The sequence below is a fragment of the Streptomyces antibioticus genome (genome assembly GCF_002019855.1).
Taxonomy (GTDB): Bacteria; Actinomycetota; Actinomycetes; order Streptomycetales; family Streptomycetaceae; genus Streptomyces; species Streptomyces antibioticus_B.
This window is the reverse complement of record NZ_CM007717.1, coordinates 91,647-106,051: the sequence shown is the minus strand read 5'-3', so window position 1 is coordinate 106,051 and position 14,405 is coordinate 91,647. Positions and strand designations below refer to the sequence as shown.

The following is a 14,405-nucleotide window of genomic DNA, read 5'->3' as shown; positions in this document are numbered from 1 at the left end:
TGACCTTGCCGGGGCCCACGGGTACGGCGAGGTAGCTCTCGTGCTGGGTATGCGAGAGGAACCGTCGCCGCACACCGGCCATGTCGAGGGCCTCACCGGGCTTCTTGCCGAGTGCGCCCGCCAGGGACCGTACCCAGAGATGCGCTTCGTTGGGCATCCGCCGGGAGCCGGGCATCCAGTGGACGCGATCCCCCGGTCGGCGACCCGGGGGAGTGGCGGGTGCCTTCGCACTGTCCCGTAGCCGGTCGGAGAGCCCTGGCTTTCCGGCTGTTCGGCCTGGTGTGTCCGGGGGCGGGGGCCGTCCTGTCAGTCGCGGCCACCGCCTGCCTTCTGGGCTGTGGCCTGGGACCGAGTGGGCGCGGGACGGGTCGTCGGGAGCGCGCAGCGTGAGACCGTCGCGCTTGTGCTGCCTGGCGCCGGTCACCTCGGTGAACCGGCCAGCGCCAGCGTTGAACTGCGCTAGTGGTCCGGTATCGGCCGAGGGTCGCCGTCTCCGTCTGCCTCCGGCGCGTGTTCGGGCGGACAGTTCCTCGGTGACACTTCTGGTCCCGCCCGCCCCGGGCTCAGGGCGTCCAGGTCAGCGGGCGATCGAGATCGCGAAGGGCGCAAATCCGCTGGAGCGAATGACGTGCGGTACGAACAGGACCGCCGACTCCGTGGCGCGGGCCGTCTCGATGCCGCCGAGGTCGGTGATCCATTCCGGGCGCCAGCCGAGGTCGGTGAGCAGTTCACGCACGGTCTGCTTGGCCTGAGGGGCGTCGCCGGAGAGAAAGGCATCGGGTGCCTGGGTGAGGGCGGCGGGTGCGGTCATCACCGGGAAGAGCATGGTGTTGAGGGTCTTGACGACGTACGTTTCGGGAAGGGCTTCCTGGAGTTGCTCGGCCAGGCTGGAGCCGGGGTAGATCAGGTCGGCGGGCAGACCGTCCGGTCCGTCGACGGTGGCATTGGAGACATCGACGAGGATCTTGCCGCGCAGTTCCTAGCGCAGGGCGACGAGCCGGTCCAGCGAGCCGGCGCCCGGGGTGGCGTTGATGATGATCCGGGCCGTCCGGACGGCGTCCGGGGCGGCACCCGGCGCGCGGTCCGCGACAGTCACCTCATGCCCTGCCTGGGTGAGGGCTGTGGCCAGGTTGCCGCCGACGCGGCCGTTCCCGAGAACTGCGATCGTGGTCATGATGCGCTGGTCCTTCCGTTCGTTGGTCGTGATACGTGTTCAGCGGTCGTGATGCGTGTTCAGCGTGAGAGCGTGGCGACGGCCGCGGCGTGGACGCCGGGCGCGGCGGCCAGGAAGCTGTCGCTGTGCGGGGTCCAGGGGTGGCCCTGGGCGTCGGAGAGTTGTCCGCCGGCCTCGGTGACGAGCAGCGCGCCGGGCAGCAGGTCCGCGCGGGCGCCGGAGAACTGCCAGAAGGCGTCGATCCGGCCGGCGGCCACGTTCAGCAGGTGCAGGGTCGCGGGGACGGCGGTGCGCACGACGAGCGCGTCGAAGAGCATTGCGGTGATCGAGGAGCCCACGCGCCGTACGACCGTCCCGTCCTCGTCCGGCCGGGCCTGACTGGTGGCCACGACGCTCAGGGAGAGGTCCGTGGCAGGGGAGACGTGCAGCCGCCGTCCGTCGAGGTGGGCGCCCGCGCCGGTGAGCGCGGTGTAGGTCTCGCCCGTCAGCGGCAGGTGGACCGCGGTGAGCACGGGCCGGTTGTCCCGCACGAGGGTGGCGGTCACCGCCCACTCCGGCAGGCCGTGCAGGTGGTTGATGTTGCCTTCGGCCGGATCCACGACCCACCACTCGCCGGGCGGCAGCGCCCCGCCGTCCAACTCCTCCTCCACCCAGCCGGCGTTCGGACGCAGGCGCGTCAGGCGGGGGCGCAGGACCGCGAGGGCCGTGTCGTCGTTGTCGGCCAGCGCGCGCATCAGCTCGTCGCGGCTGCTGGGACGGACCACGTCCCCGAAACGCTCGCGCAGCGCCGCACCGGCCGCACGCACGGCGTCCGCGGTCTCGCTCACCACGTCGGTGTAGTTGGTGGAGTCGGTGGTCTGAAGCATTTCGGGCATGGCAGAACTCCCGTGCGAGGAAGGGGGGATGAGGTAGGTCGGGCCACGCTGCGTGGGCCGTGTTCTTGCGCTCTCACCCGACGGTAGACAGCCCGATGATTAACTTCAAATGCATGTAAAGCACGCCTAGGATTACTCTCATGCAACTGGACTTGAACCTCCTGACCGCGCTCGACGCGCTGCTGGAGGAGGAGAGCGTGGCCGGGGCGGCCGCGCGCCTGCACGTCACCGCGCCCGCGATGAGCCGGAGCCTGGGCCGCATCCGGCGCACGACCGGCGACCAGATCCTGGTGCGCACCGGCCGCACGATGACCCCGACGCCGTACGCGATCGCCGTCCGCGAACAGGTGCACGAGCTGCTGCACCAGGTCCAGGGAGTACTGGCCCCCAGCCGTGAACTCGACCTGGCCACCCTGGAACGCACCTTCACCCTGCGCTGGCACGACTCCCTGCTCTCCCTGAGCGGTCCCGCACTGCTGTCGGCCGTGCGCGCGCAGGCACCCGGCGTGCGTCTGCGCTTCGTCGCGGAAACGGCCACCGACACCCCCGGACTGCGGCGCGGCGAGGTCGATCTGGAAGCCAACGCCAACCCCGTGAGCGCACCGGACATACGTGCCGAGAAGGTCGGCGAGAGCCCTCTCGTGATCGCCGTCAGAGAGGGGCACCCCCTCACCCGGGTCAAGACCGTCACCGCGAAGCGTTACGCCGCGGCCGGACACATCTCCGTCTCGCGACGGGGAAACCTCAGCAACGCCATCGACGACGCCCTCGCACAACTCGGCCTGACCCGCACCGTGGTGGCCACCGCACCCACCGAAGCCGCCGCCCTGGACTTCGTGCGCGGCTGCGACCTCGTGGTCTGCCTCCCCGAAGCCACCCTCCGCTCAGCGGTCGCCGGCTCCGGCCTGGCCGTACTCCCCGTCCCGCTCGACCTGCCGTCGGCACCGATCCACCTGTCGTGGCATCAGCGCTACGACACCGACCAGGCCCACACCTGGCTACGCGACCTCGCCCGCGCCGCACTCACCACACGCACGCCCCCACAGCCGAACCCCGAGCCGGCGGACGGGACTGCCACATGATCGGGCGCCTGCCTGGCTGACCTGCTCGGCAACGGCCTCGACCCGGGCACGGCGTGCTCAGACAGGGCGTGCTCCCGTCTGTGAGGGGGGGGCGGTCCCTTTCGCCTTGTGGGGAATCCGTCGCGAGGACCTGCGCAGCACGGTTGCCGCACCGGCCGTCCTACGGGCGGCCGAACACGTTTTTGCCCGCTCCCGAGTGTCACCCGGGAGCGGGCGTGTCGTGCGTGGTCCGGCTGGCGGCGTAGTGGGTGAGTGAGGGTTCCAGCAGATCGAAGGCTTTGTCGGCTTCTGCGGTGGCGGTGGCGGAGATCTGGGCGTTGTCGTGGCCGGTGAGGGTGAGTTCCTGGATGCGCTGGAACAGGGTGCGGTGCACGGCGCCGAGGAGCGCGGCGGCGGCGCGGGGGGTGATGTCGTCGGGGGGCGCGCCGGTGGCCGTGGCCAGGGCGTCGGCCAGGGCTGCCTCGCGCAGGTCGTGCAGGTCGCGCAGGCGGGTGGAGAGCGTGGGGCTGTCGGCGACCATGCGGGCGAAGGCGGGGCCCGAGAACCCGGCGACCGGATCGGCGGCGGTGGCGGCGTCGGTGAAGGCGCGGCGCAGTGCCGTCAGGGCGGACTCGCCGGGTCGGCGGGCGGTCACGGTGTCGGCCAGGGAGGCGATGAAGGCGTCCTGGTGGTCCAGGGCCAGGTCTTCCTTGCGCGGGAAGTAGTTGGACACCGTCTTCTTGGCGACCCGTGCGGCGGTGGCGATCTCGGCGATGGTGGTCTGCTCGAAGCCCTGGGCGATGAACAGGCGGGTGGCGTGGTCGGAGATGAGCTGCCGGGTTTCCTGCTTCTTGGATTCCCGCAGGCCGGCCGGGGGCGCGGGGGAGGTGCTGTCGATAGCCATGAGGGCAACTTTACATCCGTAGCATTTTTATGTTGACATCCCTGACGGGCTAGAGCTAAAGTTACATCCGTCGTAAGTTTGCTACGGGGCGAAGAAGGGGCATCCCTATACCTGAGCCTCTTGCCCGGCCCCGCCGCCCTCCGCATCCCGACGATCGACATCACAACGCCCCCGGCCCGCAACCATGAGGAGACACACCTTGCAGATCACCGCCTCCACCGTGTCGCTGACCGTCGACGACGTCGCCGCCTCCCAGCAGTTCTTCACCACCCACCTGGGCTACACCGAACAGGCCGCCGCCGAGGGCTTCGCGTCCCTGGCACGCCAGGACGGCGCCGTCGACATCGTTCTGCTGGCCCGTGGCACGCAGGTGCTGCCGGCGGACCAGCGCGACCAGCACGCCGGCGGTCTGATCCTCGCCTTCACCGTCACGGACGTCCGGGAAGAGGAAAAGCGCCTGATCGCTGCGGGCGTGGACATCACCATGCCGCTGCGGGAGGAGACATGGGGCGAACGCCTCTTCCAGATCACCGACCCCAACGGCGTGATCGTCCAGTTCGTCGAGTGGGCGGCACCGGCCACCCCCTGATCCCGCGACGACGCCCGCACGCCCGCCCCCGTCCGCCACCGCCCTCTCCCCTCTCGCACCCTCTCACCGAAGGAGACGCCCCATAGAACCCCCGCTGCCCCCTCCCCAGCCCCGCTGCGCCCCGGCCCGCCCGGTGCGCACGCGCATGCCAGTGAACGACTTCGACCGGCCCGGCCGAGAACGGGGGAACAGCACCATGCGTACGTCACAACTCGCACTCCACGACCTCACCAAGCGATACGGCGACCACGTCGTACTCGATCGGGTGTGCCTGACCGTCAAGCCGGGTGAGAAGGTCGGCGTCGTGGGCGACAACGGGTCGGGAAAGTCCACGCTGTTGCGGATCATCGCCGGGCAAGAGCGCTTCGAGAGCGGCGAGTTGACCGTGGCGGCGCCCGGCGGCACCGGATACCTGGCCCAGACGCTGCAACTCCCGCCCGACGCCACCGTTCAGGATGCGGTCGACCGGGCCCTGGCCGACCTGCGCGCGCTCGAATCGCGGATGCGCCGGGCGGAAGCCGACCTGGCGACGGCACCGGAACCGCAGCCCGGCCCCGCGCATGCGCGCTACGCCGCGCTCATCGAGCAGTACGAGGCCCGGGGCGGATACGAAGCGGACACCCGGGTGGGCATCGCCCTGCACGGGCTCGGGCTTCCGCACCTGGATCGTGGAAGGCGGCTGGCCAGCTTGTCCGGCGGCGAGCGGTCCCGTCTGGCCCTGGCCGCCACGCTGGCCTCGGCACCGGAACTGCTGCTCCTGGACGAGCCGACGAACGACCTGGACGACCAGGCGATCGGCTGGCTGGAGGCACACCTGCGCCGGCACAAGGGAACGGTCATCGCCGTCAGCCACGACCGGGAGTTCCTCGAACGCCTCACCACCACCATCCTGGAGGTCGACTCCGCCCAGGTCTCCCGCCACGGCAACGGCTACGACGGCTACCTCACCGCGAAGGCCGCACAACGCCGACGACGGATGCAGGAGTACGACAACTGGCGCGCCGAACTCGCCCGCAACCGGCAACTCGCCGAATCCAACGTGGCGCGCCTGGACGCCATTCCGCGCAAGATGCCGCTGAGCGTCTTCGGCCACGGCGGATTCCGTGCCCGCGGACGCGGTCACGGCGCGACGGTCCGCATCCGCAACGCCAAGGAAAGGGTCGTACGGCTGACCGGCAACCCCGTGACACCGCCCCCCGAGCCGCTCGTCCTCACCGCACGCATCACCACGAGCCTCGCCGCCGGGAACACGGCCCCCGCGGCCCAGCTCACCGACGTGCACGTCGGCGAGCGCCTCCACGTCCCGTCCCTGTCCGTCCGGCCCGGCGAGCGGCTGCTGGTGACCGGCCCCAACGGAGCCGGCAAGAGCACCCTGATGCGCGTCCTGGCAGGAGAACTACGACCCGACAGCGGCTCGGTGAACGTCCCCGGACGCATCGGTCACCTGCGTCAGGAGGAGACGCCGTGGCCGCCCGGGCTGACCGTCGCCCAGGCATTCGCCGCCGGACGGCCGGGCGCCCCGGAAGAACACACCGAGACGCTGCTCGCGCTCGGCCTGTTCAGCCCGTACGATCTGCGCCGACGCGTCGGAGAACTGTCGTACGGTCAGCGGCGCCGGATCGAGCTGGCCCGCCTCGTGACCGACCCGGTCGACCTGCTGCTCCTCGACGAGCCCACCAACCACCTCGCACCCGTCCTCGTCGAGGAACTGGAAGAAGCACTGGCCGGCTACCGAGGCTCCCTGGTCCTCGTCACCCACGACCGCCGAATGCGCTCCCGCTTCACCGGCACGCACCTCGCCCTGCGCGAGGGCCACATCACCGCACGCGAGGCGGCAGCCTGACCACTGGTCCAGCCGGGTTGGAGCAGCCCCGTGCCAGGCCGGACCTTGACCGCGTGGAAGCCGATTCCGCCGACACGCGGCAAGGCCGGCTACGGCATCCCCGCCCGGGCAGCACCGCGGCCCGCGGGGTCCAGCCGCCCCCCGACTGCTGCGGGCTCCGCTCCCACCACGATTCCCCATGACGCTGCCGGAACCCAAGGACACCCCCTCCGAAGCACACCGGCCGGAGGGGCACGACGGCGGTCTCAACTCAGATCGCGTGTCTGCCAGCCGGGCGGGAGTCTGGGCAGGCCGATCAGAGCGTCGATGCCGAGGTGTTCCAGCAGCAGCGCTTTGAGATGCCGGCCGTCGATGAGCTCGACGCGGTTGCGGGGCGCGAAGTCCCAGCTCGCCTTGCCGAACCATGCGGTGGTGACCACGATGCCCTTCGAGGCACTCTTGTCGTTCACGATGCCCGCGACCGACCGCACGGTCTCGGCGGAGACCACGTTCTTCGTGCGCTTGGCCTGAATGATGCAGAGCCCGCCGATGAGGGTGCGGGCGTCGGTCAGGCGCGTCGAGGCCGCTTGCACGATGTGCAAACGCCTTGCACAGATGGAGAGTTGATCACCGCGAGGCCGGTCGGCGGGTGTGCTGGGTGCACCGCCCCGCGCCGCGGGGCACCGTCACATCGGAGGCACACCATGGCACTCATCGCCGCTGTTGCATCCCCTGCGGCCGCTGATCCGACGACCGGCCCGGTCCGCTGCGCACGCGACGTCGTGTCGGCCGACCTGTGGGACAAGCAGGTCGGGCTCCTCATGCGGGACCACCCCTACGACTCGGTCATGGCCGCCCGGGTCCTCGGCCAGGGCTACGCCTACCTGCTGACCGCGATGAACCACCGGGGCGAGAGCCTGGGGCTGGCGCCCAGCAAGCTCGTCGACATCGGCGTCCACACGATCATCCTGGACACCGTCGCGTACGCCGAGCTGTGCGAGAAGTTCAACGACGGTGTGTTCCTGCACCACGTGCCCAAGGCCGACATGAAGAACGACGGCTCCGTGATCAAGACGGCCCACATCGTCGCCGCCGACGGCTGGGAGGTGGACCTGCCGCTGTGGACGGACGCCGCCGACTGCGGCCCCTGCCACCCCGGCAACGACTCGCACTGACCGCGCCGCAACGGCGAGCTCCTCGGGCCCTGGCCATACGACTGGGGCCCGAGAGCACGCCCGGGTGAGATTTCAGTGAACCGGTCCGCGGTCCGGCCGCGGCCGCCAGGATGGGCCGGGTGACCACCAGCACCGCAGACCTCTGGCACCACTACGGCCGCGCCCGCGCCACCAGTGACCGCACCGTTCCCGACACCTTTTACTGGAGTTGGGGCCAGGACGCCGGGCCTGGCCCCGAGGCCCTCGGCAACCTGACCGGCCGCTGTGTGGGTGACCTCGGCGCCGGAACAGCCCGGCACGCGGCACACCTGGCGGTTCATCACCACCCCGCCCAGGTCATCGCTGTCGACGCGTCGCCCGCCCAGCACGCCATGGCGACCGACCTCTACGCCCACCTCGCTCCTCGCCTGCGCATCGTCCAGTCAGGCGCGGTGCCCCACCTGCAGGCGATGCCCGGCACGTACGACGTGCTCTACAGCATCTTCGGCGCCGTGGACTTCACCGACCCACGCGAGGTACTGCCCGCGACGGCAGCCGCCCTCAAGCCGGGCGGACGACTGGTGTTCGCAACCCTCGCCCACTACCTGACCGGGGCACCTGCCCAGCCCAACGCCATGGCTGCCGACATCCCGGCAAAGACACCGGACGGCGAATCAACCACACTGCGTCGCTGGGTCCTTCAAGAGCACGTGTGGACGAATCTGCTCGACGAGTCCGGATTCACCGACATCACCACCGACGTGCTCCCTGCCAGCACCGGCGGCCCACGCACCGCCGACACACTGCTGGTGAGCGCGCAGCGGCACAGGGCAGCGGCACAGGGCAGCGGCGAGGCCGAGAAAGGCCAGGTAGTTGTGTGTGGGGCGCGCTCGTAGCGAGGGCTGAGCCGACGATAGCGGGACAGCCACGACATGGTGTGCTCGATGACCCATCGGCGGCGCCCTGAGTCCTTCGCTGGACTCGATGTCCTTGCGCACGATGCGGACGCCGATGCGCCGCGAAGCCACCTGCGCGGGCCAACCCGGTCGTGAACTCTGTCCGCATGCAGGCATTACAGCTTGAACTACCAGCCGCAGTGGGGGTCGTGCATGGTTTGGTGCCCCTCCGCGGGTGACGTCGATGGGGTCGGCGCCGTCGAGCCGATACAGCACGGCCGCGTGGAGCCGGCCCCAGAGGCCGGTGACCAGGACGTAGTTGATGGCGGCGAACAGCATCTCATCAGGGGGTTCCGTTCCGCCGCCCTGCGGCTGCGCCCTCGGGGCGGGAGCAGTGGTTTCGCAATCTCCCACAGCCCGTCCGGAACAACCCAACTCCCGGTACCTCACCCCATACCGGGGTCAGCGAGGCCTCACCACGTAGACCACGGCCTCAGCCGGCTGCCTTCTTCACGAGGGCGCCGATGAACTGCTCGTCGGCCGCGGTCAGTTCCTTGAGGGCGTAGGCGGTCGGCCACATCGTGCCCTCGTCGAGTGCCGCCTGGTCGCTGAAGCCGAGCGTGGCGTACCGCGACCCGAACTTGTGCGCGCTCTGGAAGTGGCAGACGACCTTGCCGTCCCTGGCGTACGCGGGCATTCCGTACCAGAGCTTGGGCGTGAGGTCGGGAGCGGCGGTCTTGACGATCTCGTGGATCCGCTCGGCGAGGATCCGGTCCGCTTCCGGCATCTCGGCGATCTTCGCGAGCACGTCCTGCTCCGCTGCCGCCTCCTTCTCCGCCCGGGACGAACCACGCCGCGCCGCCGCCTTCTTCTGTTCGTGCGCGTGCTCCTTCATCGCGGCCCGCTCCTCGGCGGTGAATCCGTCGTACTTCTGGGCGGGCGGCTTCGTGGACGGCATGGCAGCTTTCCTCTCGTGGAAGGTGAGACACGGCTGTGCGGAAATACAAGATCGGAAGTCAGGACGCTGTGGGAGCGGGCGGCGCGGCGGCCTCCCAGACGAAGCCGTCCGGGTCAGTGAAGGCATCGGCGGTGCTGCCGAGGACGATGTGGTGCGAGCCTGTGCCGTCGGCGGGGACCCCGAGGTCCTTGGCCAGCGCGTTGCGCTTGTACAACGCCAGCTTCACGAGGCCGACCTGACCGGGGGCGAATTCGGCGTACTTGCCGCCGAAGCTCTTGGCCACGGTCAGGCCCCGGCCTACGTAGAACTGCTTGGTGGCTTTCACGTCCTCGACGCCGAGGAGCAGGACGACCTCGTCGATCGCGCGGGTGGCGGGGCCGGTGTCCTTCCTCGCAGAGGTCGCAATCTTCCAGATCGTCCCGTCGGGCGCCTGGATGACGCCGCCGTAACCCCACAGCGACTTCGCGGCGGGCTTCAGCACCACGGCACCGGCATCCACGGCGGCGGCGACGAAGCCGTCGACGGTAGCCGGCCCGGACACCGTGAGCGCCAGGGTGCAGCCGCGAAATCCGGTCGAGTGCGCCTCGGACGCCCGCAGGCGTATGTACGCGTCCACGCCGAAGGCCTCGTAGAAGCGGCGGGCAGCCTCGGGGTCGGCCACCTCAAGGGTGACGGACGCGAGGGCCGTGTGAGCTGCGGCGGAAGTGGTGGTTGCCATGTCCACCACGCTAGGGGCCGGGCAACGGCCGGGGCTTCTCGATTCCTGACCAGTCTCGCCACATGCCCGGCCCCGCACGCGGGCCTCCCCTCCACCGTGATCGCTGAGCGGGCGTCACGGGCGGGGGCGGACGCAGCCTGTGCCACCTGGCGCCAGGAGGCCCCGGGAGGCATGCCGACCAGCTCGGTGAAGCGGGTGGTGACGTGTCCAGTGACGCGAGGCCCACCGCGAAGCAGACCTCGGGGACCAGACAGCCCAGCGCGGGCGCCGTGGATGCGGCGAGCATGGTGGCGGGAGCGGCGGTTTGCCGTGCAACCCCCGCTGGACGGGCAGCACTCCTGCCTGCCTGCCTCGCAGGCGCATATGAGACCTGTGAGCTGCGCCTTCCTGATCCTTCGCAGCCTTGAATCATGTTTGTGTGGTGGAGAGGGGAGGCAGCGACCCGGCGGCCCGGTGGTGGGACTGGCGGGCCGGGCAGCGGTGTGCGGGCGCGCTCACCGGGTCGCGTACGGCCTTCTCCTTGTTGGTCCAGGGGCGTCGAGGAGGGTCCGGATAGCGCAGGACGAACACGCCTTGCGGGCCAGGATGCGTGATCACGTGGCGTTCCTCGTCGGGGCCGGTGTCCCGGGGCAGGTCACAGTGCGAACGCCGGGACTGTGGAGGTACGGGTCACACCGCACACGTCCGGTTCACGCGAGGGCGCCGCGGGCGGCGTGGTGAGGGCCGGCTCGATCAGCGGCATGACGGCTGCCAGCATCTCCGCCTCGCTCGCGGTTCCGTCCACGACCAGATCGGCCGCTGCCCGGGAGGGCGCGACGTGGACTGCGTGGCGGTCCCTGCCGGTCTGCAGATAGTTGCGCAGGGACAGCCGGGGGTCCTGCCGCTGCATCTCGATCTTCCGGAGGATCTTGCGGGCCAGGCGTATGTCGTCGGGGGTGTCGACATACACGCGCCAGGCGGCCCGCCGGACCACGGACGGTAGTGACAGCGCGAACAGGCCCTCGACCACGGTCAGTAGCACGCCCGGGCGCCGTAGCGCCGCGTCGATGGCGTGTGCCACCGCTGTCTCGTCGATCGAGCCCGGATGGTTCCAGTCGAGGACGGCGTGCCCGTCGGCACTGACCGTCCACACACCCCTCAGAGGGTCGTGCGCGGGCACGTAGTAGTCGTCCAGATGGACCAGCGCGATGCTCTCGGGACACTGTAGCGACAGAGCTTCGGCAAGGGTGGACTTGCCGGATGCGGTGCCGCCTGCGACCGCCAGTACACCCGTCATACCGGGCGCTCCTCATGTGCTCAAGGGGGATAGTCGAAGCGGCCGGACAAGCCGGGTGCAGGGAATGTACGGCGGTGTGATCGCCTATGGCAAGCAGGGGAACGCGGCCCGGTTCAGCGAGGGCCGGGGCCGTGACCTTTACTCGACGACCTGCCCTGCCGATCTTGCACACCGCGACGTCTTTCAGGCGTCCGAGCAGCAGCACGCGGTCATGGCCGATGCCCGCGCCGAGACCCTCCCACGCATGGACGGGCGCGCCCGAACAGGGCCCGGTCGGGGCGGCCGTGAGTCCACGCCACGCAGAAGCCGGCGGTGCTGCCCCGGCGAAGCGGTGCGGCTGGACAGGCTGATGTCGGGACGAGGGCCGGACGGCCCGCGCGCACTGTCTCCCGGTGGGTTACTGGTCTGGGTGGACGGCCTGGATGCCGGTGCCCGCGTACGCCTTGGGCGTCAGCGTGAGCAGAAACCGGCCCGCCGGGTGGGCGGCCGAGGGCCGGGCGGCGTGGATGGCGTGCACGGCAGCCCAGGAGTGCCCGAACCGCAGCAGTCCGGTGGCGGTGACCGCGGCGTCGGTGTCGAACGCCTCGATCCGGATGAACCGCAGCCCCTTGATATAGCTGAGCAGCCCGGGCCGCTCCGCGTCGCCGGCCGTCAGCGACAGCACCGGCGCGGACAGATCCCCGAGCCCGCCGGACGCCTGCACGTAGAACGCGGCGACCGCCTCGTTGAACGGATCCTTCGGGTCGTACAGAGCGGTCGCTGTGGTGTGGTCCAGGACGACCGAGATCGCCGCCACTACGCGGCCGTCTGCGAGCCGTGCTGCACCCCGCCCAGACGCTCCAGCAGCGCACGGGCCTTCGCCTCGGCCTCCGCGCTGGGCGCCTGCCCCAACGCGGAGGCGAGCTCCGCGCGGGCCAGCTCGGCACGCTCGGCGTACTCGGCCCTGGTCGGCGTGTCCTGCGCCAGCTCCTCCACCAGGTTGCGGATCGTCGTGCCGTGCTCGGCGGCGAGCTGTGCCAGCCTGTCCCGTGCCGCCGCGCTCACCTTGATGCTCGTCTCGTCTGCCATGACCCGACTCTACCGCGTTCCTCTACCGTCGGTAGAGGAACGGCGGGTGTCGGTGTATCTCATCGGTCCCCGTCGTGTGTCCCGAGACGGGGGTGGCCGCGATGCCGGTGGCTGAGCGCTGCGGTGCTGCCGCACCCGGCGCGCTCCGACATCGTCCGGCCGGCCCCTGGGCCCTGCCGCCCACCCGCAGGCTCGGGGACGATCCGAGGGTGAACTCCCGCGTGTCGGCGTACGCCGTGCAACCCCTGAGGGGGAGGGGACGACGGCCCGGCCAAGGCGCAGCGGGGCGGTCGTGAGGGCCGCAGCCCAGCCCGCCGGGGGCGGGAGCGGCAGGAGTGCGAAGCCTCCGGCAACGCTGTGATCGAACGGATAGCCGAAGACCACGAGGAACTGTCGCCTCGAGGTTCTGGCGTGCGTCATCTGGCCATGGCCTGTCGGCTCACTAGCCCATTTCCTCCAGGGCCTTGCCCTTCGTCTCCTTGACGTAGCGCAGGACGAACGGGACGGAGAGGGCGGCGAAGGCCGTGTAGATCACGTAGGTGACGGAGAGGTTCCAGTCGGCCAGGGACGGGAAGCTCGCCGTGATGGCCCAGTTGGCGATCCACTGCGCGGAGGCGGCGACGCCCAGGGCGGCGGCGCGGATCCGGTTGGGGAACATCTCGCCGAGCATGACCCAGACGACCACACCCCACGACAGGGCGAAGAAGAGGACGAAGACATGGGCGGCGATCAGGGCGATCCAGCCCTGCGCGGCCGGGAGCCTGCCGTCGACCAGGTCGAAGGAGAAGGCCCAGGCCTCCAGCGCGAGGCCGACGACCATGCCGACCGAGCCGATGATCGCGAGCGGGCGGCGGCCGATCCGGTCCACGAAGATCATGGCGATCACGGTGCCGACGATGTTGATGATCGACGTCGTGAACGAGTAGAAGAAGGACTCCGTCGGGTCGACGCCGACCGACTGCCACAGCGTCGAGGAGTAGTAGAAGGCGACGTTGATGCCGACGAACTGCTGGAAGACCGACAGGCCGATGCCGATCCACACGATCGGCTTGAAGAAGAAGCCGCCGCCGAGCAGGTCCTTGAACGCGGACTTGTGCTCGCTGTTCATGGCGTTCTCGATCTCGGCGACGCGGGCGTCCAGGTCACCGCTCTCGCCCTCGACCTCGGCGAGGATCTCCCGGGCCCGCTCCCGCCTGCCGACGGAGATCAAAAAGCGCGGGGACTCGGGGATCGCGAAGGAGAGCAGGCCGTAGAGGACGGCCGGGACGACCATCACGCCGAGCATGACCTGCCAGGCCTCCAGGCCCATCAGGGTGCCGCGCTGGTCGCCGCCGGAGGCGTTGAGCAGACCCCAGTTGACCAGCTGCGAGACGGCGATGCCGATGACGATCGCGGCCTGCTGGAAGGAGCCGAGCCGGCCGCGGTAGGCGGGCGGGGCGACCTCGGCGATGTAGGCGGGGCCGATGACCGAGGCCATACCGATGGCGAAGCCGCCGACGACGCGCCACAGGGCGAAGTCCCACAGGGAGAAGGGCAGCGCCGAGCCGACGGCGCTGACGGTGAACAGCACGGCCGCGATCTGCATGACCCGGATCCGGCCGATGCGGTCGGCTATCCGGCCGGCCGTGGCGGCACCGATGGCGCAGCCGATCAGGGCGATGGCGATGACCTGCGCCAGGGCCGCGGACCCGATGTCGTAGCGGTCCCGGATGGCCTCGACGGCGCCGTTGATCACGGAGCTGTCGTAGCCGAAGAGGAATCCGCCCATCGCGGCCGCCGCCGCGATGAAGATGACATGCCCGAGATGATCGGGATGAGCCCCAGAGGCTCTTATTGATCTTGATGATTGGGGTGCACTGCTGGTCACGTGTCCTCCTCGGGCCCTTGGTCACACCGCGGCAGACGATGGG

General features: G+C 70.3%; 15 protein-coding genes and 1 pseudogene. 5 read left to right on the top strand and 11 right to left on the bottom strand.

The window, feature by feature from the left end:
- Nucleotides 1-577 precede the first annotated feature (577 nt).
- Both AFM16_RS40435 and AFM16_RS00480 read right to left on the bottom strand, forming a co-directional pair.
- Nucleotides 578-1,174 (bottom strand): annotated as a pseudogene (locus AFM16_RS40435) (NADPH-dependent F420 reductase).
- Nucleotides 1,175-1,233: 59 nt separating this feature from the next.
- Complete coding sequence (locus AFM16_RS00480; RefSeq protein WP_078631533.1) at nucleotides 1,234-2,049, bottom strand: inositol monophosphatase family protein; 816 nt, start codon at nucleotides 2,047-2,049, stop codon at nucleotides 1,234-1,236.
- A gap of 140 nt (nucleotides 2,050-2,189) precedes the next feature.
- Here AFM16_RS00480 and AFM16_RS00475 point away from each other — a divergent pair, with 140 nt between their 5' ends.
- The gene (locus AFM16_RS00475; RefSeq protein WP_078631531.1) at nucleotides 2,190-3,131 is read left to right on the top strand and encodes a LysR family transcriptional regulator; all 942 of its coding nucleotides are present in this window, start codon (nucleotides 2,190-2,192) and stop codon (nucleotides 3,129-3,131) included.
- 199 nt (nucleotides 3,132-3,330) lie between these two features.
- On the opposite strand, the gene AFM16_RS00470 is transcribed toward AFM16_RS00475, so the two are convergent.
- Complete coding sequence (locus tag AFM16_RS00470; protein ID WP_078631529.1) at nucleotides 3,331-4,014, bottom strand: TetR/AcrR family transcriptional regulator; 684 nt, start codon at nucleotides 4,012-4,014, stop codon at nucleotides 3,331-3,333.
- Nucleotides 4,015-4,213: 199 nt separating this feature from the next.
- Between AFM16_RS00470 and AFM16_RS00465 the strand changes: the two genes are divergently transcribed.
- Nucleotides 4,214-4,603: a VOC family protein gene (locus AFM16_RS00465; protein ID WP_030788471.1), complete on the top strand. Its 390-nt coding sequence runs from the start codon at nucleotides 4,214-4,216 to the stop codon at nucleotides 4,601-4,603.
- Between the two features lie 196 nt (nucleotides 4,604-4,799).
- The gene (locus AFM16_RS00460) at nucleotides 4,800-6,446 is read left to right on the top strand and encodes a TlrC/CarA/OleB/SrmB family ABC-F type ribosomal protection protein (protein WP_078631527.1); all 1,647 of its coding nucleotides are present in this window, start codon (nucleotides 4,800-4,802) and stop codon (nucleotides 6,444-6,446) included.
- A 245-nt stretch (nucleotides 6,447-6,691) separates the two neighbouring features.
- On the opposite strand, the gene AFM16_RS00455 is transcribed toward AFM16_RS00460, so the two are convergent.
- Entirely contained in the window at nucleotides 6,692-7,018 is a 327-nt protein-coding gene (locus AFM16_RS00455; protein WP_245177579.1) for a restriction endonuclease, read from the bottom strand.
- A gap of 111 nt (nucleotides 7,019-7,129) precedes the next feature.
- Between AFM16_RS00455 and AFM16_RS00450 the strand changes: the two genes are divergently transcribed.
- Nucleotides 7,130-7,600: a glycine-rich domain-containing protein gene (locus tag AFM16_RS00450; RefSeq protein ID WP_078631523.1), complete on the top strand. Its 471-nt coding sequence runs from the start codon at nucleotides 7,130-7,132 to the stop codon at nucleotides 7,598-7,600.
- 110 nt (nucleotides 7,601-7,710) lie between these two features.
- Complete coding sequence (locus tag AFM16_RS38970) at nucleotides 7,711-8,475, top strand: class I SAM-dependent methyltransferase (RefSeq protein WP_143648278.1); 765 nt, start codon at nucleotides 7,711-7,713, stop codon at nucleotides 8,473-8,475.
- A 493-nt stretch (nucleotides 8,476-8,968) separates the two neighbouring features.
- Here AFM16_RS38970 and AFM16_RS00430 read toward each other — a convergent pair whose 3' ends face one another.
- The 7 genes from AFM16_RS00430 to AFM16_RS00400 all read right to left on the bottom strand — a co-directional run bounded on the left by AFM16_RS00430 (nucleotide 8,969) and on the right by AFM16_RS00400 (nucleotide 14,362).
- Nucleotides 8,969-9,433, bottom strand: coding sequence for an iron chaperone (locus AFM16_RS00430; RefSeq protein ID WP_078631521.1), 465 nt, complete (start codon nucleotides 9,431-9,433; stop codon nucleotides 8,969-8,971).
- A 58-nt stretch (nucleotides 9,434-9,491) separates the two neighbouring features.
- Nucleotides 9,492-10,151: a VOC family protein gene (locus AFM16_RS00425; protein WP_078636782.1), complete on the bottom strand. Its 660-nt coding sequence runs from the start codon at nucleotides 10,149-10,151 to the stop codon at nucleotides 9,492-9,494.
- Between the two features lie 408 nt (nucleotides 10,152-10,559).
- The gene (locus AFM16_RS38960) at nucleotides 10,560-10,748 is read right to left on the bottom strand and encodes a hypothetical protein (RefSeq protein ID WP_143648275.1); all 189 of its coding nucleotides are present in this window, start codon (nucleotides 10,746-10,748) and stop codon (nucleotides 10,560-10,562) included.
- Nucleotides 10,749-10,785: 37 nt separating this feature from the next.
- Entirely contained in the window at nucleotides 10,786-11,427 is a 642-nt protein-coding gene (locus AFM16_RS00415) for a uridine kinase family protein (RefSeq protein WP_051780539.1), read from the bottom strand.
- A gap of 397 nt (nucleotides 11,428-11,824) precedes the next feature.
- Complete coding sequence (locus AFM16_RS00410) at nucleotides 11,825-12,223, bottom strand: PIN domain-containing protein (RefSeq protein ID WP_078631519.1); 399 nt, start codon at nucleotides 12,221-12,223, stop codon at nucleotides 11,825-11,827.
- Nucleotides 12,223-12,495, bottom strand: a complete 273-nt coding sequence (locus AFM16_RS00405) for a hypothetical protein (RefSeq protein ID WP_078631517.1) — start codon at nucleotides 12,493-12,495, stop codon at nucleotides 12,223-12,225. The genes AFM16_RS00410 and AFM16_RS00405 overlap by 1 nt, the downstream gene beginning before the upstream one ends.
- Nucleotides 12,496-12,937: 442 nt before the next feature.
- Nucleotides 12,938-14,362: a sugar porter family MFS transporter gene (locus AFM16_RS00400; protein ID WP_078631515.1), complete on the bottom strand. Its 1,425-nt coding sequence runs from the start codon at nucleotides 14,360-14,362 to the stop codon at nucleotides 12,938-12,940.
- Between the last annotated feature and the right edge of the window lie 43 nt (nucleotides 14,363-14,405).